The sequence below is a fragment of the Amycolatopsis sp. NPDC024027 genome, assembly GCF_040638975.1.
Classification (GTDB): domain Bacteria; phylum Actinomycetota; class Actinomycetes; order Mycobacteriales; family Pseudonocardiaceae; genus Amycolatopsis.
In genome coordinates this window covers 436031-458821 of record NZ_JBEZYY010000005.1, presented here as the reverse complement: position 1 = coordinate 458821, position 22791 = coordinate 436031, and the positions used below count along the sequence as shown (strand labels likewise).

General features: G+C 71.7%; 17 protein-coding genes. 6 read left to right on the top strand and 11 right to left on the bottom strand.

What is annotated here, in order from left to right; translation table 11 throughout:
• Nucleotides 1-6: 6 nt before the first annotated feature.
• Nucleotides 7-990: an endo-1,4-beta-xylanase gene (locus AB0F52_RS16415; protein WP_360170722.1), complete on the top strand. Its 984-nt coding sequence runs from the start codon at nucleotides 7-9 to the stop codon at nucleotides 988-990.
• Between the two features lie 86 nt (nucleotides 991-1076).
• On the opposite strand, the gene AB0F52_RS16410 is transcribed toward AB0F52_RS16415, so the two are convergent.
• The 7 genes from AB0F52_RS16410 to AB0F52_RS16380 form a co-directional block, all read right to left on the bottom strand.
• Nucleotides 1077-1622, bottom strand: a complete 546-nt coding sequence (locus AB0F52_RS16410; RefSeq protein WP_360170719.1) for a polysaccharide deacetylase family protein — start codon at nucleotides 1620-1622, stop codon at nucleotides 1077-1079.
• Nucleotides 1623-1684: 62 nt separating this feature from the next.
• Nucleotides 1685-2617, bottom strand: coding sequence for an acyl-CoA desaturase (locus AB0F52_RS16405; protein WP_360170716.1), 933 nt, complete (start codon nucleotides 2615-2617; stop codon nucleotides 1685-1687).
• 288 nt (nucleotides 2618-2905) lie between these two features.
• On the bottom strand, nucleotides 2906-3109 hold the full coding sequence (locus AB0F52_RS16400) for a cold-shock protein (protein WP_004558414.1): 204 nt from the start codon (nucleotides 3107-3109) through the stop codon (nucleotides 2906-2908).
• Nucleotides 3110-3209: 100 nt separating this feature from the next.
• Nucleotides 3210-4475 carry a class I SAM-dependent methyltransferase gene (locus AB0F52_RS16395; protein WP_360170712.1) on the bottom strand — a complete coding sequence of 422 codons (1266 nt, stop codon included), beginning with the start codon at nucleotides 4473-4475 and terminating at the stop codon, nucleotides 3210-3212.
• A gap of 11 nt (nucleotides 4476-4486) precedes the next feature.
• A complete protein-coding gene (locus AB0F52_RS16390) occupies nucleotides 4487-5893 on the bottom strand; it encodes an FAD-binding oxidoreductase (protein WP_360170709.1) in 1407 nt (468 codons plus the stop codon).
• A gap of 111 nt (nucleotides 5894-6004) precedes the next feature.
• Nucleotides 6005-6544, bottom strand: coding sequence for a hypothetical protein (locus tag AB0F52_RS16385; RefSeq protein ID WP_360170706.1), 540 nt, complete (start codon nucleotides 6542-6544; stop codon nucleotides 6005-6007).
• Entirely contained in the window at nucleotides 6541-6978 is a 438-nt protein-coding gene (locus AB0F52_RS16380) for a DUF6292 family protein (protein WP_360170703.1), read from the bottom strand. The genes AB0F52_RS16385 and AB0F52_RS16380 overlap by 4 nt, the downstream gene beginning before the upstream one ends.
• A gap of 186 nt (nucleotides 6979-7164) precedes the next feature.
• On the opposite strand from AB0F52_RS16380, the gene AB0F52_RS16375 reads away from it, so the two are divergent.
• A complete protein-coding gene (locus AB0F52_RS16375) occupies nucleotides 7165-7599 on the top strand; it encodes a DUF6292 family protein (RefSeq protein ID WP_360170700.1) in 435 nt (144 codons plus the stop codon).
• Nucleotides 7600-7622: 23 nt separating this feature from the next.
• Nucleotides 7623-9476, top strand: coding sequence for a prolyl oligopeptidase family serine peptidase (locus AB0F52_RS16370; RefSeq protein WP_360170697.1), 1854 nt, complete (start codon nucleotides 7623-7625; stop codon nucleotides 9474-9476).
• Here AB0F52_RS16370 and hpaD read toward each other — a convergent pair.
• The 4 genes from hpaD to AB0F52_RS16350 are packed head-to-tail and all read right to left on the bottom strand — an operon-like array spanning nucleotide 9459 to nucleotide 14387.
• Complete coding sequence (hpaD, locus tag AB0F52_RS16365; protein WP_360170694.1) at nucleotides 9459-10499, bottom strand: 3,4-dihydroxyphenylacetate 2,3-dioxygenase; 1041 nt, start codon at nucleotides 10497-10499, stop codon at nucleotides 9459-9461. The genes AB0F52_RS16370 and hpaD overlap by 18 nt on opposite strands.
• Nucleotides 10496-12004, bottom strand: coding sequence for a 5-carboxymethyl-2-hydroxymuconate semialdehyde dehydrogenase (hpaE, locus tag AB0F52_RS16360; protein WP_360170691.1), 1509 nt, complete (start codon nucleotides 12002-12004; stop codon nucleotides 10496-10498). The genes hpaD and hpaE overlap by 4 nt, the downstream gene beginning before the upstream one ends.
• Nucleotides 12001-12948 (bottom strand): 4-hydroxy-tetrahydrodipicolinate synthase, encoded by a 948-nt coding sequence (gene dapA / locus AB0F52_RS16355; protein WP_360170688.1) that lies wholly within the window; start codon nucleotides 12946-12948, stop codon nucleotides 12001-12003. Before dapA ends, hpaE begins: the two co-directional genes overlap by 4 nt.
• Nucleotides 12949-12965: 17 nt before the next feature.
• Nucleotides 12966-14387 carry a fumarylacetoacetate hydrolase family protein gene (locus AB0F52_RS16350; protein ID WP_360170685.1) on the bottom strand — a complete coding sequence of 474 codons (1422 nt, stop codon included), beginning with the start codon at nucleotides 14385-14387 and terminating at the stop codon, nucleotides 12966-12968.
• Nucleotides 14388-14477: 90 nt separating this feature from the next.
• Between AB0F52_RS16350 and AB0F52_RS16345 the strand changes: the two genes are divergently transcribed.
• From AB0F52_RS16345 to AB0F52_RS16335, 3 genes are all read left to right on the top strand, one after another.
• The gene (locus AB0F52_RS16345; RefSeq protein WP_360170682.1) at nucleotides 14478-15449 is read left to right on the top strand and encodes a magnesium transporter CorA family protein; all 972 of its coding nucleotides are present in this window, start codon (nucleotides 14478-14480) and stop codon (nucleotides 15447-15449) included.
• A gap of 330 nt (nucleotides 15450-15779) precedes the next feature.
• Nucleotides 15780-20330, top strand: a complete 4551-nt coding sequence (locus AB0F52_RS16340; RefSeq protein WP_360170813.1) for a HAMP domain-containing protein — start codon at nucleotides 15780-15782, stop codon at nucleotides 20328-20330.
• The gene (locus tag AB0F52_RS16335; RefSeq protein ID WP_360170679.1) at nucleotides 20327-22735 is read left to right on the top strand and encodes a SpoIIE family protein phosphatase; all 2409 of its coding nucleotides are present in this window, start codon (nucleotides 20327-20329) and stop codon (nucleotides 22733-22735) included. Before AB0F52_RS16340 ends, AB0F52_RS16335 begins: the two co-directional genes overlap by 4 nt.
• The last annotated feature ends 56 nt before the right edge of the window (nucleotides 22736-22791 follow it).

Sequence of the window (22791 nt, the reverse complement as noted above, 5' to 3'; positions counted from 1 at the left end):
GTCCTGATGGCGGTCGTGGCCACGCTGGGTATTGCCGTTTGGCAGGCACCTGCGGCATCCGCGTCGGTTCCACTGCAATACACCACGAACCGTTACGTCGGCAGTGCGGTGGCGGCGGCGTACCTGGCTTCGGAAACCGATTACCGGGCGGTGCTCACGCGGGAATTCGACAACGTGACGCCCGAGAACGAGATGAAGTGGGGCACGGTCGAAGCCGTGCGCGGTCAGTACGACTGGTCCGGTGCGGACGCGATCGTCGCGTACGCCCGGCAACACCACAAGACCGTCCGCGGCCACACGCTGGTCTGGCACTCCCAGCTCCCGGACTGGGTCGGCGCGCTGCCCGCCGACGAGCTCCGCCGGGTCCTGCGTGACCACATCACCACGGAAGTCAAGCGGTACAAGGGAAAGATCCGGGCCTGGGACGTCGTCAACGAGCTCTTCAACGAGGACGGCACCCGGCGTGACACGGTCTTCCGGCAGAAGCTCGGCGACGGCTTCGTCGCCGACGTCTTCCGCTGGGCGCACGCGGCCGACCCGCACGCGAAGCTGTACATCAACGACTACAACATCGAAGGGATCAACCCGAAGAGCGACGCGGTGTACGACCTGGTGAAGACGCTGCGTCGGCAGGGCGTGCCGATCGACGGGGTCGGCATCCAGGGGCACCTGTCGATCCAGTACGGGTTCCCGGGTCAGTACCGCGAGAACCTGGCCCGGTTCGCCAGGATCGGCGTGGAGACCGCGGTCACCGAGGCGGACGTCCGGATTCCGACCCCGCCGGACGCGGCCAAGCTCGCCACCCAGGCGAGCTACTTCGGGCAGTTGTGGGACGGCTGCCACGCCGTCCGCACGTGTGTCGAGTTCACGACCTGGGGTTTCACGGACCGGCACTCGTGGGTCCCGGACGTCTTCCCGGGTGAAGGGGCGGCCTGCCTCTTCGACGAGAACCTGCGTCCGAAGCCGGCGTACTTCGCCCTCAACCCCTGAGCCGCGGCTGTCGCCGATGCCGCGAATGACTCATTCGGGACGCCAGAGGTCCCGAATGAGTCATTCGCGACGTCCGAAGCCCGTGCTCAGCGGACGGGGACCGGACCGGGTCGCAGCCCGCGCGCGGTGAGCGCGGCGAGGATGCGGGGGACCGCGTCGAGGGTGGCCGGGCGGCCTTCGTGCATCAGCACGACGCCGCCCGGCTGCACCTTCCTGGCCGCGGTGACGATCTCGTCCGCGGAACAGCCCGCCCAGTCGCGGGTGTCGACGCTCCACAGCACCTCGGTGAGCCCGTGGGCCGCCAGCACCTGGGCGACCGAGGCGTCCGTGTCGCCGTAGGGCGGCCGGAACAGGGCGGGCCGGAGCCCGGTCAGCCGGGTCAGGAGGTCCTGCGTGCGCCGGACCTCCTGGTCGCGGGCGGCCGGGGACAACGTGGTCAGCTGCGGGTGGGTCCACGTGTGGTTGCCGATCGCGTGGCCCGCCGCGGCGATCGCCCGGACGAGGTCCGGGTGCGCCGCGGCGTGCTCGCCCCACAGGAAGAACGTCGCCCGCGTGCCGCCGAGCGCGGCCAGCAGCGCCGGCGTCGTCTCGGGGTACGGGCCGTCGTCGAAGGTCAGCGCGACCGTGTCCATCGCTCCAAGATCACCCGGCGCGACGGCGGCGGCAAGGACTTTCGGCCGCTTTCGTCAGCGGTTCAGCGGGCCAGGGCCGCGAGCCGCTTCGCCGTCGGCCAGCGGACGTTCCACGCCCAGCCGAGCTTCTCGAACACCCAGATCACCCGCGCGGAGATGTCGATCTGCCCGCGCTGCGCGCCGTGGCGGGCCGAGGTCGGGTCGGCGTGGTGGGTGTTGTGCCAGGACTCGCCCATCGACAGGATGGCCAGCGGCCAGAAGTTCGCCGAGCGGTCGCGGCTGGTGAACGGGCGTTCGCCGATCATGTGGCAGATCGAGTTCACCGACCACGTCACGTGGTGCTGGAAGGAGATCCGGGCCAGGCCGGCCCAGAGGAACGCGGTCAGCGCGCCCCACCACGACAGCGTGATCAGCCCCCCGAGCAGCGGCGGGAGCAGCAGGCTCACCACCACCCACAGCGGGAAGAGCCGGTCGACGACGCGCAGGTCGCGGTCGGCGGCCAGGTCCGGGGCGAACCGGTCGACGTTGGTCTTGTCGCGGCCGAAGAGCCAGCCCATGTGCGCGTGCCAGAAGCCGCGGGCCAGCGCCACCGGGGACGTCCCGAACAGCCACGGCGAGTGCGGGTCGCCCTCGCGGTCGGAGAAGGCGTGGTGCCGGCGGTGGTCGGCGACCCAGCCGATCACCGGGCCCTGTGCCGCGAGGCCGCCGGCGACGGCCAGCGCGATCCGCAGGGCCCGCTTCGCGCGGAACGAGCCGTGGGTGAAGTACCGGTGGTAGCCGACGGTGACCCCGAGTGTCGAGACCACGAAGAACGCGCCCCCGATCGTGAGGTCGAGCCAGCTGACGCCCCACCCCCAGAACACCGGGACGGCGACGGCCAGCGCGAGGAACGGGACCAGCAGGAACGTGCGGATGGTGATGAGCTCGGGGATCGTCTGCTTGCCGGAGAGCACGGGTTTCGGGGCCGGCGGGGCAGCCTTCACAGAGGCGGTCATGCACTACTCGATTCGAGGTCTACGCCGCGCCGGACCTGGCCGGGCGCGGAAGGCCGGGGGCAGGAACACCCGGCGGTCAGCGGTCTGGAGTGCCCGGGCGGGTCGCCGCTCCTGCCGGCGATCGGCCTCGAGGCCACGGTGCGAGAGTGAGACCGGCCGGACGCCGGCGTATGGGGGTGCTCTCGACCTCTCCCACGTTACCGGAACGTTGTGAATCCGCAGTGTGGCCGGGCACGAGTAAGGCCCCCGCCCCTGGGAGGGGCGAGGGCCTTCAGGATGCCTCGTGGCTCAGATGACGCTGACGCGCTGGGCCTGCGGGCCCTTCTGGCCCTGGCCGATTTCGAACTCCACGCGCTGACCCTCGTCAAGCGACTTGAAGCCGCTGCCCTGGATCTCGGAGTAGTGGACGAACACGTCCGGGCCCCCGCCGTCCTGCGCGATGAAGCCGAAGCCCTTTTCGCCGTTGAACCACTTGACACTGCCCTGAGCCATACCAATACCTACTCTTTGTAGTGAGCCTGGACGCCCCGTTCGGACACCCGGTCTCGAGGTCATTCTTCCATTGCCGGAGCGCGGAGGCCACCCCCGGTGGTCAAACTCCCCAATCGGGTCGCAGCGGCATGCTCATCCCGCCCTCGCGGTCGGTCCGGACGCCCAGGATGTGGTGCAGTTCGATCTCGCGGCGTTCGAAGGCCAGCCGGCAGGCCGCCAGGTAGAGCGCCCACACCCGGCTGCGCCCGGCACCGGCTTCGGCGACGGCTTCGTCCCAGTGTTCGTCGAGGTTGGCGCACCACCCGGCCAGCGTCGTGGCGTAGTGCTCGCGCAGGTTCTCCGAGTGCCGCACCTCCAGTCCGGCGTCGTGCATGGCGGTCATGAGCTCGCCCGGCGCCTCGAGCTCGCCGTCCGGGAAGACGTAGCGGTCGATGAAGCCCCGCGACCGGTGGGCGACGCTGGTGTCCGGGTTGGTGATGCAGTGGTTGAGCAGGCGTCCGTGCGGCTTGAGCTTTTCGGCCAGGAAGCGGAAGTACCCCGGCACGTTGCGCGCGCCGATGTGCTCGGTCAGGCCGATCGACGAGATCGCGTCGAACCCGGTTTCGGTGACGTCCCGGTAGTCGAGGTGCCGGATCTCGGCGCGGTCGGCGATCCCGAGCGCGACGATGTTCTTCTGCCCCCACTGGGCCTGCTCGCGGGACAGGGTGACGCCGATGGCCTCGACGCCGTAGTGGCGGACGGCGTGCGCGACCATGCCGCCCCAGCCGCAGCCGACGTCGAGCAGCCGCATACCCGGCTTGAGACCGAGCTTCCGGCAGATCAGGTCGAACTTGTTCGCCTGCGCCTCCTCCAGGGTGGCGCCCTCGTGCGGGAACACCGCGCACGTGTAGGCCATCGACGGGCCGAGGACCAGCTCGTAGAACCGGTTGGACACGTCGTAGTGGCTGGCGATGGCCTCGCTGTCCCGCGCTTTCGAGTGCCGCAGGGCGGTCATCCCGCGCCGGAACCGGCTCGGGTGCTCCTCGGCGGGCGGCTTGACCACCCGCAGGTGGCGCGGGCCGAGCTTGCGCAGCAGCCACAGCCGGTCGGCCGGGGTGAGCTGGTCGACCTGTGTGGCCAGCGCGCGCAGCGCCGTGTAGAGGTCGCCCTTGACGTCGAGCGCGCCGGCGACGTACGCGCGGGCGAGGCCGAGGTCGCCGGGGGAGGACATCAGGTAGTCCAGCGCCAGCGGCGAGCGCACCTCGATGCCCACCGGCGCGTCGGCCGGGCCGCTGCGGCTGCCGTCGTAGGCGGTGATCGAGACCTCGGCGCGCGGTCCGAGCAGCCGCTCGAAGACGGCGCCGACGGTGATGGTTTCCTGGGTCACGTTCGTTCCTTTCACCGGCGGCGGACGCATTTTTCGTAGAGGCCGAGCAGTCGCTCGCGCGGGTCGTAGGTCCGCTTGAGCTCCCGGTAGGCGTCGCCGTTGTAGAGCCGCCAGAACTCGTCCTCGGTGTAGAAACTGTCCGAGTACAGCGACTTGTGGCCGCCGAGCCGGGTGACCTCGGCTTCGACCATCCGGTTGTGCACGCCGTCGCGCTCGCCGGGGTCGAGGGGCACCGACGACCAGAACCCGAAGTTGACGTACAGCTCTTCGGGGTCCAGTTCGTACAGCGGCCAGCGGACCCCGCCGGGCCGCTGGCGCAGCGGGCAGATCCAGACCGGGCTGATCGGGATCTCCCGCTCGAAGAACTCGAGGAACTCCGCGGCCCGGCCGAGCGGGACCTCGATGTCCTGGACGATCGTCTCTTCCGGCGGCAGCCGCCGGAGTTTCAGCAGCCGCTCGGCGATCCGGAACCGGCGGTCGAGCGCGACGGCCTTCCAGTACACCGAAGACCGCAGGAGCCGGCGGCCGAGCAGCAGCCGGGGCAGCCGGTGCTGGACGCCGAACGCCCGCGAGCACCAGAACCAGTCGGTGTCCCAGCGCCAGAGGTAGTCCCGGATGGTGAGATGGTCGGTCTCGCGGCGCTGGATCGAGCGGTAGTAGATGTCGAGCCAGGTGTAGTCGCTCGTCGCGGGCGCGGTGTCGGTGAACGTCCCGAGCGTCAGGTACAGCTCGTCCGGGCCGAAGACCGTGCCGTCGACGAAATCGACGTGCTCGCCGTCGTGTTCGCTCTTCGCGCAGATCTCGCCGAGCGCCTCGAAGAACTTCCCGCGGTCGTGGTGGCGGACGTGCCGCAGCCGCACGAACGGCTTCACCGGCTCCAGGAGGATCCGCAGCCGCAGCGCGTAGCCGAGGGTGCCGTAGGAGTTGGGGAAGCCGTGGAAGAGGGCGCGGTGTTCGTTGTCCGGCGTGGCGACGACGATCTTGCCGTCGCCGGTGAGCACCTCGAGCTCCAGCACCGACTCGTGCGGCATGCCGTTGCGGAACGACGAGGACTCGATGCCGAGCCCGGTCACCGCGCCGCCGAGGGTGATCGTCTTCAGCTGCGGCACGACCAGCGGCATCAGGCCGTGCGGCAGCGTGGCGTCGACGAGCTGCTCGTAGGTGACCATGCCCTCGACGTCGGCGGTGCGGGTGCCCGGGTCGACGCGCAGGACGTGGCCGAACCCGGAGACGTCGAGCCCGGGGTGGTTCGCCGCCGTGCGGGAGCGGAAGAGGTTCGAGGTCCGTTTCGCCAGGCGGATGGTGGTTTCGCCGCTGATCGCGCTGAGCTGCTGTCTCAGGGCGTCGACGCGGGCTTCGTGCTCCGGGAATGCCGGGCCCGGACGGGCCTCGGGCACCCCGGCCTGATCGATGGTCACACCTCTGATCCTGCCTCACGGAAGGCCCCGGTGGCGCACCGAACGTCGTGAATGACTCATTCCTGTCTCCGGAAGAGGTGAATGAGTCATTCACGGCGTCGCGGCCACCGGTCAGGCGACGGCGCGCAGCGGGGTTTGCTCGTCGAGGAGCGATTCCGCGTCGGCGAGGAAGGCGTCGATCCGCCGCAGCCGGTCGTCGGTGCGCCGCTCGATCGCGGCCAGCCGGTCGGCCCGGCGCCGGGCGTCGTCGACGATCCGGTAGGCGTGCGCGCGGGCGTCGGCGGTGCGTCGTTCCGCGGCCTCTTCCGCGGCCCGGACGATCGCGGCGGCGCGCTCCCGGGCCGTCGTGACGATCCCGTCGGCTTCGGCGTGCGCCAGGTCGAGCAGGTGCCGGACGCGGTCGCCGACCGCGGCCGGGTCGGCGGGCGTGCGGCACAGCCGGTCGGCGCGGGCGCTCAGCTCGGCGTGGTCGGCCCGGGCCCGTTCGAGCTGCCGCGCGAGGTGGCCGGCCTCGGCGACGGCCGCGTCGCGATCGACGGTGAGCAGGCGGAGTTCGGCGAGTAGCTCGTCGATCCGCTCGTCGACCTGCGCGCGGTCGTAGCCGCGGAACGTCAGCGCGAAGCTCTCCGGCAGGGGCAGCGGCGCCGTCATCGGGCCACGGCCGGCCGGCGCAGCAGCGCGGCGAGCGCGGCGGCGTCGCCCGCGGTCCGGAGGCGCACCGGGTCGGGCCGTCCCACGGTGTGGTCGTCTTCGTGCAGGGCGGTGACGAACCGCGCGACCCGCCGCGGCGACGGGGCCACGGTGGGTCCGCCCAGGTAGCGCAGGACGATCAGGTCCTCGCCGGAGTGCGTCTCGATCGCCGCCGCCCAGCCGCGTTCCTCGTCCCACAGCAGGGCGACGTCACGGTCGGGGTAGTGCGGCAGCCGGGTGTCCAGGGCGACGTAGGCCGAAACCGGGCTGTCGTGGTCGAGGGTGCAGGACTCGAGGCCGATCCCTAGCTCGGCGGTGACTTCGCGGAGGTAACCGAGCAGGGTGGGGACGGCGGGGTGCTGGTAACCGGTCGGCAGTTCGATCGATGCGGTCACGGGGTGGATCGCCTTTCTCTTCGGGTACCCCGGTTCTAACATGTCATCGGAACGATGACAAGTGAATTGTCGCCGGATAGACGACGCAGGCTGTCCGGTACGCCGGGATTGAGCAGCGCGTGACCGGGGTACCCGATCGGGCGACCGCGGATGATCCCGCGGCGGGGACGGGAAAGCGAGGCGGCGTTGAGCATTCTGATCGACTTCGGGCGCGACACGGAGTTCTCGTTCGAGCGGGGGTTGCAGGGATACGTGGGTGCAGTGGCCCGGGCCGTGGGCGTGGGCTGGGAATCCTGCACGCTCGACGCGGGAACGCCCGCGGCGGCCTACATCGCCCTCGACTGGCGCTTGTCCCGCTTCCCCGGCCACGACCTGGCCCTGGTCTGGGACGAGGTGCACGGCTGGGCGGCGGCGATCGAAGACGCCACCGGCGAGGCGGCGACGGTGCTGGCCTACCTGGGGCGCGAAGTCCTCCCGGACCCCCGCGCGGTGGTCCGGTTCCTGGCGGCGGTCCGCGCGGGCGACCCGGACGCCGGCACGCTGGAGGCCCCGGTCCTGCGCGAGGCGGGCGACCACGAGCGGTTACTGGCGATGGTGCCGGCAGTGACTGGCCGTGGGTGACTTTCTTACGGCAGACTGGCGGTATGGGGGAACTGACGGCGGAAGCCGTGGTCGACCGGATGGTGCCGCAGACGCCCCGGATCTCGCCGGACGGCCGGTGGGTGGTGTTCGCGAGTTCGCCGGTCGGCCGGGCGGGGACGCATCCGGTGAGCGGCCTGTGGGTCGCCGCCGCGGACGGGAGTGAGCCACCTCGGCAGCTCTCGGCCGGTGACACGGAGGACCAGGAGCCGCGGTGGTCGGCGGATTCCGGGTCGGTGTACTTCCTTTCCGACCGGGCAGAACGCGGGACGGCGCAGCTGTACCGGGCCGGCCGGGAGGGCGGCGAGCCGGAGCAGCTGACGGACTGGGGCGCGGGGCTCGGGACCTACGTGCTGATGCCGGACGGCGATGCGGTGGTGTTCGTCGCGCCGGAAGAGAAGGCAGCGGCGGCCGATCCCCGCGTCCGGGCGGTGCGGCGAACCGATGCCGGACCGCCCGCTTGGGACACCGCCGACCCGTCCGGCCGGCTCTGGTTCCTCGACCTCCGGACCCGCGCGGTCCGCCCCCTCGGCGACTTCGGCCCGCGGCACGTCGTCGAAGCCGCCGTGCGGCCGGATGGCGCCACCGTCGCCGTGGTCACCTGGTCCGTCGCCGACCGGGAGCCCGGCATCTTCGAACCCGGCCTGCACCTGGTCGATCCCGCCACCGGTGCCCGGCAGGATCTCGGTGTCCCGGCGCTGGAGGCCGAGTCGCTCACCTGGTGGCACGACGAAACCGGCTGGCGCTTGGCCTACCTCGGCATCACGCCGCCCGGTCTGGTCGGCGGCGACGCCATCTTCGAAGCCGGTGATCACCGCAACCTCACCGCCGGGATGAGCGTCTGCCCGATCGGCCTGGCCGAGTCCGGTGACGGCGCACTGCTGGCCTTGTTCGCCGAAGGGCTCGACACGGCGATCCGGCGCCTCGAACCCGCCACCGGCACCTTCACCGAACTCCACGGCGCGACCGGCGCCCTGCAGCACCTGAACGCGAGCGGCGGCCGGATCGCCGTCGTCGCGAGCACCGCCACCGAGCCCGAGGCCGTCTACTGCGGACCGCCCGGCGGCCCGTTCACCCGGCTGAGTGAGCCGCAGCTGAGCGGAATCCGGTGGGGCACCCAGGAACGGCTGTCCTACCGCGCCGAAGACGGCCTGGAGCTCGACGGCCTGCTGGTCCTCCCGCCCGGGCGGACCCGCGCCGACGGGCCCTTCCCGCTGGTCACCGTCGTCCACGGCGGCCCGAAAGACCGCTACGCCGACCAGGCCCAGGTCGGCTGGTTCCGGTGGGGCCAGTTCCTGGCCGCGGCCGGGTTCGCGGTGTTCCTCCCGAACCCGCGCGGCGGCCTCGGCCACGGTCACGCTTTCGCGGCGAGCGTCGCCGGGGCCGTCGGCGGCGCGGAGTTCACCGACCTGCTCACCGGGATCGACCTGCTCGTCGAGGCGGGCGTCGCCGACGGGAACCGGCTCGGGATCGGCGGCGGGAGCCACGGCGGGTTCATGGCCGCCTGGGCCGTCACCCGGACCGACCGCTTCAAGGCGGCCGTCGTCTCCGCGGGCGTGATCGACTGGCCCCTGCTCGCCGCGACCGGGGAGTGGGGCCGGTTCGATCGCGCCCTCGGTGGCCGGGAAAACAGCCCGATCACCTACGCGGACCGGATCGCGACCCCCGTCCTCATCGTGCACGGCGAATGCGACACGAACGTCCCGCTCTCGCAGGGCGAACTCCTGCACCACGCCCTGGGCGACCGCGAGCACGAATTCGTCGTGTACCCGCGGGAGGGCCACTCGTTCCGCGAGCGCGGTCACCAGCTCGACCTCCTGCACCGCACCCGCGAGTGGTTCTCACACCTGCTCGCCTAGCTTGTACTCGGCCCCGCCGGCGAACGAGAAGCCGTCCGCCCCGACGGTGACGCCGGCTTCGCGCGGCTCGGCCCGTTCGACGACCGGCTGGACCGCGCCGTCGAGGTCCAGCACGAGCGACGCCTCGGTGTACCAGCTCGGTACCACCGGGTTGCCCCACCAGTCGCGGCGCTGGTTGTCGTGGACGTCCCAGGTGATCACCGGGTTGTCCGGGTCGCCGGTGTAGTAGTCGTGGGTGTAGATCTCGACGCGGTGCCCGTCGGGGTCGCGGAGGTACAGGTAGAACGCGTTCGACACCCCGTGCCGGCCGGGTCCGCGTTCGATCACGCCGGGCGTCCGCAGCGCGCCGAGGTGGTCGCAGATGTGCAGGATCTGGTGCCGCTCGTGCGAGGCGAACGCGATGTGGTGCAGCCGCGGGCCGTCGCCGCCGGTCAAGGCGACGTCGTGGACCGTCGGCTTGCGGAACATCCAGGCCGCGTACACCGTGCCCGCGGCGTCCCGGATGTCCTCCGAGACGCGGAAACCCAAGCCCTCGTAGTACTTCCGGGCCGCCGGGACGTCCGGGGTGCCGAGGTTGAAGTGGTCCAATCGCGACAGTGCGCCGGCGCCGTGGAGGTCGTAGCGCTGCGTGAACCGCTCGACGTGCTCGGCTTCGTGGAAGAACTCCACCGGGAAGCCGAGCGGGTCGAGCACCCGCACCGCTTCGCCGACGCCCCGCGTTGCGCCCGCCGCCCTCCGCTCGACCCGGCAACCGAGCGCGCGGTAGTACGCCTCCGCCAGGTCGAGGTCGGCGGAACTCCGCACCCGGTAGGCCAGCACGCCCAGCGCCGGCGTCGATCCCGTCCGCAGCACCAGCGAGTGGTGCAGGTACTCCTCGAAGGCCCGGAGGTACAGCGCGCCGGCGTCTTCGTGGGTGACGACCAGCCCGAGCACGTCGACGTAGAACGCCCGCGACGCCGCCAGATCGGTGACCACGAGCTCGGCGTACGCGCAGCGGAGGACGTCCGGCGGGGTGGCGGTCACGACTGTCCTTTCCGGACGGCACCGAAGCGGGGCGTGTGCACCGGCCCGAGCGAGACGTGGATGGCCTGCTGGTGCGTGTAGAAGTCGAGGGAGCGGTAGCCGCCTTCCTGGCCGAGGCCGGACGCCTTGATCCCGCCGAACGGCGTGCGCAGGTCGCGGACGTTGTGCGAGTTCAGCCAGACCATCCCGGCTTCGACCGACTGCGAAAAGGTGTGCGCCCGCTGCAAATCGGCCGTCCACAGGTAGGCGGCCAGCCCGTACTGGACGTCGTTGGCCAGTGCCAGTGCTTCCTCGTCGGTGTCGAACGGGGTGAGCGCGACGACCGGCCCGAAGATCTCCTCCTGGAAGATCCGGGCGGTGGGGGGAACATCGGCGAACACGGTGGGCGCCACGTAGTTCCCGCGGTCCGATCCGGGCGGACGGCCGCCGCCGGTGAGCAGGCGGCCTTCGGCCTTGCCCAGCTCGATGTACCGCAGCACCTTGGCGTGGTGCTCGGGGTGGACCAGCGCCCCGACCTCGGTGGCCGGGTCGTGCGGGTCGCCGACGACGATGTTCGCCGCGCGGGCCGCGTACCGCGCGCAGAACTCTTCGTAGATCGGCCGCTCGACCAGGATCCGGCTGCCCGCGGTGCACCGCTCGCCGTTGAGCGAGAACGCGCCGAAGAGCGTCGAGTCGAGGGCGGCGTCGAGGTCGGCGTCGGCGAAGACGATCGCCGGGGACTTGCCGCCCAGCTCCATCGACATGCCCTTGAGGTGCGCCGCGCAGTGGCGGTAGATCGTCCGGCCGGTCGTGGTCTCGCCGGTGAACGAGATCAGCGGCACGTCCGGGTGCTTGACCAGCGCGTCGCCCGCTTCCTCGCCGTAGCCGTTGACCAGGTTGAACACCCCCGGAGGCAGCCCGGCGCCGTCGAAGATCCCGGCCCACAGGCTCGCCGACAGCGGGGTGAACTCGGCCGGCTTGAGCACCACCGTGCAGCCCGAGGCCAGCGCCGGCGCGAGCTTCCAGCTCTCCAGCATGAACGGCGTGTTCCAGGGCGTGATCAGCCCGGCGACGCCGACCGGCTTGCGGTGCACGTAGTTCACCTGCCGCCCCGGTACCTGGTAGGTGTCGTCCGCCTGCGCGACGACGAGGTCGGCGAAGAACCGGAAGTTCTCGGCCGCGCGTCGCGCCTGCCCGAGCGCCTGGGTGATCGGCAGCCCGGTGTCGAAGGTCTCCAGCTCGGCCAGCCGCGCGTCCTGGGCCTCGACGGCGTCGGCGATCTTGTTCAGGACCCGCGCCCGCGCCCGCGGCGGCAGCCGCGGCCACGGCCCGCCGGTGAACGCCGTGCGCGCCGCCGCGACCGCACGATCGACGTCTTCGGCCTGGCCCGCGGCCGCGGTGGCGTACGGGGTGTTCGAGACCGGGTCGAGCACGTCGAACGTCTTGCCCGAGACGCTGCCGGCCGGCTCGCCGCCGATGTAGTGCTTCAGCTCGCCCGGCAGCCCGTCCGGGACGTGGTGGGTCATCGCTTTCCTCCCACGACGAAGCCATCGGCGGGCGACAGGTACTTCGCGCCTTCGGTCATCAACTCGGTGATCCGGGCGACGCCGCGCGCGGCCGGCGGAATCAGCGGCGGCCGCACGTGCCCGGACGCGATGAGCCCGCGCTGTTCGAGGACCCACTTCCCGGGCGCCGGGTTGGTCTCGACGAACAGCAGGTCGACCAGCGGGTGCAGGCCGTAGTGGAGCTCCCGTGCCCGTTCGTGGTCGCCGGACTGCCAGGCCGTGTACAGCTCGGCGCACGCGGCGGGCGCGATGTTCGCCGTCGCGTTGACGAACCCGGCGCCGCCGAGGGCCAGCAGCGGCAGGCCGAGCAGCTCGATCCCGGACCACACCAGCAGCTCCCGGCCGCACAGGTGCAGGACGCGGGAGAAGTGCTCGAAGTCCTTCGTCGTCTCCTTGATCCCGACGAAGTTGCCGCACGAGCGGAACAGTCGCGCGACGGTCTCCGGCGCGAGGTCGACCGCGGTCCGGCTCGGCACGTTGTAGGCGACGATCGGCAGGTCGGGGACCTCCCGGCAGACCGTCCGGTACCAGACGAACAGCGCGTCCTGCGTCGGCCGCGCGTAGTACGGCGTGATGACGAGCGCGGCGTCGATCCCGGCGTCCCGCGCCAGCGCCGTCAGTTCCAGGGTCTCGTCGAGCTTCGCCGAACCCGTGCCCGGGACGAAGGGGACGCGGTCGCCGACTTCCGCGGCCACCGTGCGGATGGCCTCCGCGCGCTCGGCGATCGTCTGCGAGCCGGGTTCGCCGGTGGACCCGCCGACGGAGATGCCGTGCGTGCCCGAAGCGAGCTGCCAGCGCACGAGGTTCGCCAGGCCGCCGTGGTCGACGGCGCCCTCGGCGGTGAACGGCGTCACCAGCGGCGCGATCGACCCGCGGATGGCCTGGGGGTCGGAGCGGAATCGCATGGGGCTTCCTTCCTGCGTCAGCGGCGGCGGTTCGCGAGCCAGGCGGCGTACCGCCCGCGCCAGTGCTCGTCCATCGGGTAAAGCCCCTCGACGCGCTCGCCCGCGGCGACCTGCCCGGCGATGAACGTCTCCTCCCGCTCCTGCTCGACCGCCGCGTCGACGACCTCCTCGACCAGGTCCGGCGGGATGACGAGCACGCCGTCGCCGTCACCGGCGATGACGTCACCGGGGCAGACCGCCGCGCCGCCGCAGGCGATCGCGACGCCGGTGTCCCACGGCACGTGCCGCCGGCCGAGCACCGCCGGGTGCGGCCCGGCGTGGTAGGTGGGAATGTCCAAAGCGGACACCGCGGCCAGGTCGCGGACGCCGCCGTCGGTGACGATCCCGGCCGCGCCGCACACCTGCGCCCGCAGCGCGAGGATGTCGCCGACCGTGCCGGCGCCGCGTTCGCCGCGGGCTTCCACGACGAGGACGTCGCCGGGGCCGAGGGCGTCGATCGCGCGCTTCTGCGCGTTGTAGCCGCCGCCGCGGGCCTCGAACAGGTCTTCGCGGTACGGCAGGAACCGCAACGTCCGCGCGCGGCCGGTCAGCCGGGTGCCCGGCCGGGTCGGGGTCAGCCCGTCGATCGACACCGCGTCGTACCCGCGTTTGCGCAGCTGGGCGGACAACGTCGCGGTACCGACGGACTCGATCCGGTCCTTCAGGGACGCGGTCAGTTCGAACGCCGGTCCGGTCGTCCCGTAGGCGTCCGCGCGCTGCTGCTCGTCGACCCGGGGGAGCGCGCCGTACGGTCCGAACGGGACGGTCCCGCCGGCGATCGTGGTCACCAGCCGGCCGGTGGTCTGCCCACCCGCGTCGACTTCGACTTCGACGACGTCGCCGGGGACGACGACCGACGCGCCCGCGGGCGTGCCGGTCAGGACGACGTCGCCGGGTTCGAGGGTGATCAGCTGCGAGAGGTCGGCGACCAGCCGTCCGAAGCCGAAGAGCAGTTCACCACTGGAGTCCTCCTGGACCAGTTCGCCGTTGACCCAGGTGCGCAGGCGCAGGGCGGCCGGATCGAGGCCGGCGGCCGGCAGGACCACCGGGCCGAGCGGGGTGAAGCCGTCGCCGCCCTTGGAGCGCAGGTTGCTGCCCCGGTCGGCGTAGCGGAGGTCGTGGACGCCGAAGTCGTTGGCCGCGGTGACGCCGCCGACGTACGACCAGCCGTCTTCGGGGGCGACGCGGCGGGCGGTGCGGCCGATGACCAGCGCGATCTCGCCTTCGAAGCCCAGCAGCTCGGTGCCCGCCGGCCGCTCGAGCACGGCGCCGCTCGCCGCGACCGAAGTCGGCGGCTTGAGGAAGTACGACGGCTGCTCCGGCACCCGGCCGCGCTGGGCGGCGCGGGAGCGGTAGTTGAGGTGGAGCGCGATGATCTTGCCGGGCCGCTGGAGAACCATATCGTAAATAATATATGATTTGCGCCGCAGGGGAAGGCTTGGACGCTCCTGCCCTCGTGTGAGCCGCCGCGGCGCCGGGTATCCGGGAGGATGACCAGAACCCGGGTGTACCGCGACGGCGCGCTGCAGAAGGAAGACTTCCCCGTCGAGGACGTGTCGGAGTTCCTGGCCGAGCCGGGCACCACGGTGTGGGTCGACCTCTGCGAGCCGACCGAAGCGGATCTGATCCGGCTCGCCGACGAACTCGGCCTGCACCGGCTCGCCGTCGAGGACGCGGTGTCCGAACACCAGCGGCCGAAGCTCGACCGCTACGACGGCCACACCTTCCTGTCCGCCTACGCGGTGCGGTTCGACGCGGGCAGCGGCCGGGTCACCACCGCCGAGCTCGGCGCGTTCGTCACGCCGCGGGCGCTGGTGACCGTGCGCAAGGACGACGGCTTCGACATCGAGCCCGTCGTGCGCCGGTGGGATGAGAACCTCCGGCTGGCGGAGTCCGGCGTGTCCTTCCTGCTGCACGGCCTGCTCGACCACGTCGTCGACGGGCAGTACGAGGCCGTGCAGGCGCTGGACGACGAAGTCGAAGCCCTGGAGGACCTGGTCTTCGCCGACCGCCCGGACGCTTCGGAACTGCAGCACCGCTCGTTCCGGCTGCGCAAGAGCCTCACCACGCTGCGCCGCGTGGTGCTGCCGATGCGGGAGGTGATCAGCGCCCTGATGCGGCCGGACCTGCGGCTGGCCGACGAGCTGACCCGCCCGTACTTCGAGGACGTCCACGACCACGCCCGCCAGGCGGCCGAGCAGACCGAGGCCATGCGGGAGCTGATCGCGACGCTCCGGGAGACCCAACTGAACCTGCAAGGCAACCGGCTGAACCTGATCATGAAGAAGGTCACCGGCTGGGCCGCGGTGATCGCGGTGCCCACCGCGGTGACCGGGTTCTACGGCCAGAACGTGCCGTACCCGGGCAATGGCGCGCCGAGCGGGTTCTGGACCTCGACGGCCGCCTTGGTGGTGCTCTCGGTGGGGTTGTACGCGTTGTTCAAGAAAAAGGATTGGCTCTGACGTCGAAGCTCCACAGTGGAGTGTCACTGTGGAGTGTCCACTCAGGACACAGGAGCGGGGCGCGACGAAGCCTCGCGACGCCCTGGAGTGTGCGTCGACGCGGCCCGTACCGCCATTCAGCCGAACGGGTCAATGTGGCCGGATGGCCTGGGAGAGAAGGAAAGGCTCTCGAGCACCGCCGGGGGAGCGCGCGTGGACACGGGCGCGGCTGGTTGCTCAACCGTTGCCCCTCAGCTTAGTGCAGCTGCACTATGCTGAGCCATCCGGTGTGCACAGCGGACGGCGCCGTGGCGCTGCGAACGACGAAACGGGTGACGGATGAGCGGGGCAATGGTCGACGGTGTGCGCCCGGGGGCGGGGGCGGACGCTTCGGGCGTGGGTGAGGCGGGGGAGCAGGAGCTGCGCCGCCTGCTGGCCGGCTTGACCGCCGTCCGCGACGGCGACTTCGGCATCCGGCTGCCGGGCGGGGCCGACGGCCTGCTCGGCGAGATCGCCACGGTGTTCAACGGCATGGCCGACCAGCTTTCGCTGTTCACCTCCGAGGTCACCCGCGTCGCCCGCGAGGTCGGCAGCGAGGGGCAGCTGGGCGGGCAGGCGAAGGTCCCCGGCGTGTCCGGCACGTGGAAGGACCTCACCGACTCGGTGAACGCCATGGCCGGCAACCTGACCACCCAGGTCCGCGACATCGCCCAGGTGGCGACCGCGGTCGCGAAGGGTGACCTGTCGCAGAAGATCGACGTCGACGCCCGCGGCGAGATCCTCGAACTGAAGGACACCGTCAACACGATGGTGGACCAGCTGTCGTCGTTCGCGGACGAAGTCACCCGGGTGGCGCGCGAGGTGGGCAGCGAAGGCCGCCTCGGCGGCCAGGCGCAGGTGCCCGGCGTCGGCGGCGTCTGGCGGGACCTCACCGACTCGGTGAACTTCATGGCGGGCAACCTGACCGACCAGGTCCGCAACATCGCCCAGGTCACGACGGCGGTCGCGAAGGGCGATCTCTCGCAGAAGATCACCGTCGACGCCCGCGGTGAAATCCTCGAACTCAAGAACACCATCAACACGATGGTCGACCAGCTGTCGTCCTTCGCCGACGAGGTCACCCGCGTGGCCCGGGAAGTCGGCACCGAAGGCCGGCTGGGCGGCCAGGCCGACGTCAAGGGCGTCTCGGGCACCTGGCGGGACCTCACCGACTCGGTGAACTTCATGGCGGGCAACCTGACCGACCAGGTCCGCAACATCGCCCAGGTCGCCACCGCGGTGGCGAGCGGCGATCTCTCGCAGAAGATCAACGTCACCGCCCGCGGCGAGGTCCTGGAGCTCAAGGACACGCTGAACACGATGGTGGATCAGCTGTCCGCGTTCGCGGACGAGGTCACCCGGGTGGCGCGCGAGGTGGGCACCGAGGGCCGGCTGGGCGGCCAGGCCGACGTCAAGGGTGTCTCGGGCACCTGGAAGGACCTCACCGAGTCGGTCAACGTCATGGCCGACAACCTCACCGCGCAGGTCCGCTCGATCGCGCAGGTCACCACCGCGGTCGCCCGCGGCGACCTGTCCCAGAAGATCCGCGTCGACGCCCGCGGCGAGATCCTCGAGCTGAAGGACACCATCAACACGATGGTGGATCAGCTGTCCGCGTTCGCGGACGAGGTCACCCGGGTGGCGCGCGAGGTGGGCACCGAGGGCAACCTCGGCGGCCAGGCCACCGTCCGCGGCGTGTCCGGGACGTGGAAGAACCTCACCGACAACGTCAACGTCATGGCGTCCAACCTGACCGGCCAGGTCCGCTCGATCGCGCAGGTCGCCACGGCCGTCGCCCGCGGCGACCTGTCGGGCAAGATCACCGTCGAGGCCAAGGGCGAGGTCGCGGCCCTGGCCGACGTCATCAACACGATGGTCGACACGCTTTCGGCGTTCGCGGACGAGGTCACCCGGGTGGCGCGCGAGGTGGGCACCGAGGGCATGCTCGGCGGCCAGGCGCGCGTGCCGAACGTGGCCGGCACGTGGAAGGACCTCACCGACAACGTCAACTCGATGGCGAACAACCTCACCGGGCAGGTCCGCAACATCGCCCAGGTGACCACCGCCGTCGCGCAGGGCGACCTGACCCGCAAGATCGACGTCGACGCCCGCGGCGAGATCCTCGAGCTCAAGACCACGATCAACACGATGGTCGACCAGCTCTCGGCGTTCGCCGCGGAGGTCACGCGCGTGGCGCGCGAGGTCGGCAGCGAAGGCCGCCTCGGCGGCCAGGCCGAGGTCGAAGGCGTCTCGGGCACGTGGAAGCGGCTGACGGAGAACGTCAACGAGCTGGCCGGGAACCTCACCCGCCAGGTCCGCGCGATCGCCGAGGTCACCAGCGCGGTCGCCGAGGGCGACCTGACCCGCTCGATCACCGTCGACGCCTCCGGCGAGGTCGCCGAGCTGAAGGACAACATCAACTCGATGGTGGAGTCGCTGCGCGAGACGACGCGGGCGAACCAGGAGCAGGACTGGCTGAAGTCCAACCTGGCCACGATCACCGGCCTGATGCAGGGCCGCCGCGACCTCGCCGTCGTCGCGGCCGCGGTGATGGACGAGCTCGTCCCGCTGGTCAACGCCCAGTACGGGGCCTTCTACCTGGCCGACGACACCGCCGAGGTCCCGGAACTGCGGCTGGTGGGCGCGTACGGCCACCCGGACGACGGGGACGGCCCGGTGGCCCGCTTCCGGGTCGGCCAGTCGCTGGTCGGGCAGGCGGCCCGCAGCCGCCGCGCGATCGCCGTCGACGACGTTCCGCCCGGCTACGCCACCATCTCCTCCGGCCTCGGGAGCACCACCCCGGCCAGCCTCATCGTGCTGCCGATCGTGGTCGAGGACCAGGTCCTCGGCGTGCTCGAGCTGGCGTCGGTGCACGGCTTCACGACGGTGCACCGGGCGTTCCTCGAGCTGCTGATGGAGCAGATCGGCGTCAACGTCAACAGCATCGTCGCCAACGCCCGCACCGACGAGCTGCTCGGCGAGTCGCAGCGGCTGACCGCCGAGCTGCAGACCCGTTCCGAGGAGCTGCAGGCGCGGCAGGAAGAGCTCCAGTCGTCGAACGCCGAGCTGGAGGAGAAGGCGGCGCTGCTCGTCACGCAGAACCGCGACATCGAGACGAAGAACCTCGAGATCGAGCAGGCGCGCCAAGAGCTGGAGGCGCGTGCCCAGCAGCTGACGATCGCGTCGAAGTACAAGTCGGAGTTCCTGGCCAACATGAGCCACGAGCTGCGCACCCCGCTCAACAGCCTGCTGATCCTCGCCCAGCTGCTCGCGCAGAACCCGACCCGCAACCTCACCGCCAAGCAGGTCGAGTACGCGGGCATCATCCACTCCGCGGGTTCGGACCTGCTGCAGCTGATCAACGACATCCTCGACCTGTCGAAGGTCGAGGCCGGGAAGATGGACGTCACCCCGGAGCAGGTGTCGCTGCGCCAGCTCATCGACTACGTCGAGGCGACGTTCCGGCCGATGACCTCGCAGCGCAACCTGGACTTCCGGATCACCGTGGCGCCCGGCTCGCCCGTCGAGCTGCTCACCGACGACTCCCGGCTGCGGCAGGTGCTGCGCAACCTGCTGTCCAACGCGGTCAAGTTCACCGAGGTCGGCGGGATCGAGCTGCACATCGAGCCGGTGGACCCCGACCGGCTGCCCCGGCCGCTGCGCGTGCACGGGCCCGCCGTCGCGTTTCGGGTCACCGACACCGGCATCGGGATCGCCGAGCACCAGCTCGAATCGATCTTCGGCGCGTTCCAGCAGGCCGACGGCACGACCAGCCGCAAGTACGGCGGCACCGGGCTCGGCCTGTCGATCAGCCGCGAGATCGCGCAGCTGCTCGGCGGCGTCATCACCGCCGAAAGCACGCTGGGCGAGGGCAGCACGTTCACCTTCTCGCTGCCGGTCGCGCGGCCGGACTTCGCGCCGCTGCCGGCGGGTGAGCACCCCGGTACCGCCCTCGTCACGACCGATTCCGGGACGGCCGTCGCGTCCTCGGGCCCGCGGGCGTACCGGCGGCTGCTGGTCGTCGAGGAGCGCCAGCACGGGCTGCTGACGCTCGTCGCCGAAAGCGCGGCGGCGGACCTGGCCGACAGCCGGGACATCGGCCTCTCGCCCGCCGACGTCGAAGTGGTCACGGCGGTCGGCACCCAGGAGGCCGCGGCCGCGCTGGCCACCGACGCCTACCACTGCGTGGTGCTCGACCTGGACCTGCCCGACCGGACCGCGTTCACGTTCCTCGACGCGATGCAGGGCGACAGCGCGCTCCGGCTGGTGCCGGTGCTCGCGCACAACAGCCGCCGGCTCGACAGCGAGCTCGAACAGCTGGTGCAGTCCCGCGCGGACGTGCAGTCGCTGGAGGTGCTGTCCGGGCTCGACGAGCTGCGCGAGCGGATCGCGCTGCACCTCTCGGCCGAGGAGCCCGGCGCGGTGCTGCCGCTGGTCCGCCCGGACGAGCCGGCCGCGCCGGTGCGGGCGGCCGACGTCGACACCACCCTGGCCGGGCGGACGGTGCTGATCGTCGACGACGACCCGCGCAACGTCTACGCGCTGACCGGGATCCTGGAACTGCACGGCATGCACGTGCTGCACGCGGAGGACGGTCGCAAGGGCGTCGAGACGGTCGCGTCGCACGCCGGTATCGACCTGATCCTGATGGACGTGATGATGCCGGAGATGGACGGCTACACCGCGACGGCGAAGATCCGGGCGATGCCCGAGCACGCCGGCATCCCGATCGTCGCCGTGACGGCCAAGGCGATGCCGGGCGACCGGGAGAAGAGCCTCGCCTCGGGCGCGACCGACTACGTCACGAAACCGGTCGATGCGGACGACCTGATCGCCCGCATCAAGCGGCACGTGACGGCGTGATCGGCGAAGAGCGGTTGCCCGCCGAAGACCAGGCCGTACCCGTGCTGCCCTCGCCGGCCGAGGTGTCGGCCAACCTCGCCCGGCTCGCCGACACCGTCGCCCGCCTGCGCGGCGAGGTCGACCACGCGCACGCCGTCGCGGACGGCCGCGGGTTGATCGAGCTGGCCAAGGGCGTCCTGATGGAACGCCTGCACTGCACGCCGCCGGACGCGGCGAAGCAGCTCGAGTCGCTGGCCGAGCGTTCCGGGCTGACGCCGCTGGAGTTCGCCGCGGAGGTCGTCGGCGAGGCGGCCGAGGACCGCATCACCGAGGTGACGCAGGAGTTCCTGGCCCGGGCCGAAGGCGAAGAGTCCGTCGCGGTGCGGCTGCGGACCGCCGAGAGCGGCGTGCTCGCGGCCGGGGACACCCAGCGCGTCGCGGAGTCCATTCTGGAGCACGCGCTGCGGCCGCTCGGCGCGACCGCCGTCGCGGTGTGGCTCGCCGGGCCGGACGGCTCGCTGACGCTGGCCGGTTCGGCCGGCTTCTCCGCCGAGGAAGCGGCGCGCTGGTGCTACGTCCCGCCCGGCGTGGCGACGCCCGCGCGCAGCGCGCTGCTCGAGCGCGACACCGTCTGGTTCCCCACGCTTTCGGGCGGCGGGCTGCCCTCGATCGGGCAGCACACGCTCTCCGGCGGCGGCCGGGTGACGGTGCCGACCGGCACCGGCGGCCGGATCATCGGCGTCGTCGAGATGTGCTGGCCGGAGCCGCTGCCCGCGGAGCCGGGACGCCAGCTCCGTCAGCTGGAGGCCTTGGCCGAGCTGTGCGCGCACACGCTCGACACCTGGGACGGCGTGGTCGCGCCGGTGGCCGCGGGCGGCTCCGGCGACTTCCTCGGCGAGCTGGTCGACTTCATCGACGGCCTGCACGACCCGGCGGTGCTGCTGTCGCCGTGCGTCGACGGCGGCAACCGGCTTAGCGACTTCCGCATCCACCACGCGAACGTCCGGTTCGCGGACCCGGGTGGCCGGCCGCGCAGCCGGATCGTCGGCACGCGGCTGCTGGAGGCGTACCCGATGGCGGCCGAGGAGAGCGGCCTGCTCGACAAGATCCAGCGCGTCTACGCGACCGGCGAGCCGTTCCGGGCCGACAGCATGGCGATCACCACCCTGGTCGACCAGGTGCCGCTGACCGTGCTCACCGACGTCAGCGTGACGCGCTTCGCCGGGAACGTGCTGCTGATCCTGCGCATCCAGGACGACGCGGCGAAGCTCGCCGTGCTGCTGCAGCACGCGCAGCGGCTCGGCCGCATCGGGGGCTTCGAGGAGAACGTCGTCACCGGGGTGATCACCTGGAACACCGAGCTGTTCTCGCTGTACGGCCTCCCGCCGAACGCGACACCGCTGTCGCTGCACGAACTGGCCGCGCACGCGCACCCCGACGACGCGCAGGCGATCGGCCGGTTCCTGCGGGCGGTGCTGCACCACAAGCGGCCGTCGTCGACGGCGTTCCGGCTGCAGCGCTCCGACGGCGTCGCCCGGCACATCCGGGTGGTCGCCGAGCCGGTCGTCGACGCCCGCGGTGAGCTGGTCGCGGTCCGCGGCGCCTACCAGGACGTCTCGTCGCAGCACTGGACCGAGGTGGCGCTGGCCGCGACGCGGGACAGGCTGGCCGAGACCGAGCAGGAGGCGATCGAGCGCAACCGGCTCGCGCTGCAGCTGCAGCACGCGATCATGCCGCCGGCCAAGGGCCCGATCGACATGCCGGGCCTGCGCGCGGCGGTCCGTTATCGGCCGGCGGAGAAGGAGCACCTGGTCGGCGGCGACTGGTACGACGCGGTCGCCTTGCCGACCGGCGAGGTCCTGCTGTGCGTCGGCGACGTCGCCGGCCACGGCATCGACGCGGCGACCGGGATGGTGAGCCTGCGCAACGCCCTGCGTGGCCTCGCGGCGACCGGCGCCGGGCCGGCCCAGCTGCTGACGTGGCTGAACCTGGTGGCCTACCACCTCACGGACCACGTCACGGCCACGGCGGTCGCGGCGGTCTACGACCCGGCGCACCGGAAGCTGCGCTGGGCGCGGGCCGGGCACCTGCCCCCGATCGTCCGCCACCGCGACGGCACGGCGACGACGTTGCCCCTGATCCGCGGCTCCCTCCTCGGCGCGGTCCGCGACGTCGTCTACCAGGAGGAAGAGGTTCAGCTCGCCGAGGGCGACATCCTGCTGATCTACACCGACGGCCTGATCGAGCGCCGCGACCGCCCGGTCCAGGACTCGGTGTCCCGCCTGGTGACCCTGGTCGACGGCCACGACGGCGGCCTCGAACACCAGCTGGACCGGCTGCTGACCTACAGCACGGCGGACACGGACGACGACACCTGCGTGGTCGGCATCGAGGTCATCGCGACTGAGCCCGCCCGAACGCAGTGAATGACTCATTCCTGACATCCGACGACAGGAATGAGTCATTCACTGCGCGCGGCGAG

Bases quoted from the DNA above. Each gene is read 5' to 3' on its own strand.
- AB0F52_RS16415 (WP_360170722.1), top strand. From the start codon at position 7: ATGGCGGTCGTGGCCACGCTGGGTATTGCCGTTTGGCAGGCACCTGCG.
- AB0F52_RS16410 (WP_360170719.1), bottom strand. From the start codon at position 1,622: ATGGACACGGTCGCGCTGACCTTCGACGACGGCCCGTACCCCGAGACG.
- AB0F52_RS16405 (WP_360170716.1), bottom strand. From the start codon at position 2,617: ATGACCGCCTCTGTGAAGGCTGCCCCGCCGGCCCCGAAACCCGTGCTC.
- AB0F52_RS16400 (WP_004558414.1), bottom strand. From the start codon at position 3,109: ATGGCTCAGGGCAGTGTCAAGTGGTTCAACGGCGAAAAGGGCTTCGGC.
- AB0F52_RS16385 (WP_360170706.1), bottom strand. From the start codon at position 6,544: ATGACGGCGCCGCTGCCCCTGCCGGAGAGCTTCGCGCTGACGTTCCGC.
- AB0F52_RS16370 (WP_360170697.1), top strand. From the start codon at position 7,623: ATGGGGGAACTGACGGCGGAAGCCGTGGTCGACCGGATGGTGCCGCAG.
- hpaE (WP_360170691.1), bottom strand. From the start codon at position 12,004: ATGACCCACCACGTCCCGGACGGGCTGCCGGGCGAGCTGAAGCACTAC.
- dapA (WP_360170688.1), bottom strand. From the start codon at position 12,948: ATGCGATTCCGCTCCGACCCCCAGGCCATCCGCGGGTCGATCGCGCCG.
- AB0F52_RS16350 (WP_360170685.1), bottom strand. From the start codon at position 14,387: ATGGTTCTCCAGCGGCCCGGCAAGATCATCGCGCTCCACCTCAACTAC.
- AB0F52_RS16345 (WP_360170682.1), top strand. From the start codon at position 14,478: ATGACCAGAACCCGGGTGTACCGCGACGGCGCGCTGCAGAAGGAAGAC.
- AB0F52_RS16340 (WP_360170813.1), top strand. From the start codon at position 15,780: ATGGTCGACGGTGTGCGCCCGGGGGCGGGGGCGGACGCTTCGGGCGTG.